Raw genomic sequence first — 834 nt, 5'->3', positions numbered from 1 at the left:
TCGGGCTCGAGCCGCCCGGTGAGCCGGGTGACCGCGGCGGCCAGCAGCAGCGTCCATGCCGGGATGGTGAACAGGAGATACCGCGGCAGGAAGAGATGGAGCTGGTCGGCCGTCAGGAAAGTCAGCACCGGCGGCAGCACGGCCCACGCCCCGAGCAGCAACGCGTAGCGGCGGGCCGCCAGCAGGCCCAGCACGCCGAGCCCCATCACGACGCCGCCGGTGATCCACGACCCGAACAGCTCCTGCGGGAAGTCGACCAGGTCCTGGGTCGTGGTGGTGTTCCAGGCGATCTGCCCGCTCTGCCCCGACCCCTTCGCCACCATCGGGAGCGTGATCGACAGACCGAGCAGCGCCGCGCCCGCGAAGGCGTAGTGCGCGATCCTGTCGCCGCGCCGCTTCGCCAGCACAACCAGGCCCAGATGTCCGGCGAGCACCGACATCGCGACCAGGTGGCCGAATCCGGTGGCCGCGATCGCCAGCGCGTACAGCGTCCAGTCGCGCAGGCTCGGCTTCTCCAGGGCGCGCAGCAGGAAGAGCGTCGCGAGCAGCGCGAAGAGGGTCGCGAAGGCGTAGGGCCGCGCCTCCTGCCCGTAGCGCGTGATCGCCGGCACCACCGCGAAGAGCAGTCCGGCCAGCAGTCCGGTCCGCACGGCGAACATCCGCCGCCCCAGGAGTGCCACCAGACCGGCCGAGATCCCCATGGCCAGCGCCTCCGGCAGCCGCAGCGCGGCCGGCGAGTCACCGGCCACCGCGATCCACAGGTGCATGCCCGCGTAGTACGGCGTGAAGACGATGTCGATGTGGTCGATCAGCGGTCCGAGGTAGTGCCACGAC

Annotated in this window: 1 protein-coding gene; it reads right to left on the bottom strand. The window is 71.3% G+C overall.

Annotated features, from left to right (window positions below; translation table 11 throughout):
• Positions 1–834 (bottom strand): glycosyltransferase family 39 protein (locus ACFRCG_RS48695; protein ID WP_380043109.1); only part of this gene is annotated, 834 nt, incomplete at both ends.

It is taken from the genome of Embleya sp. NPDC056575 (assembly GCF_042793325.1).
Taxonomy (GTDB): domain Bacteria; phylum Actinomycetota; class Actinomycetes; order Streptomycetales; family Streptomycetaceae; genus Embleya.
Note: the sequence above shows the minus strand (reverse complement) of the source record. Positions and strands in the feature narration are given on the sequence as shown.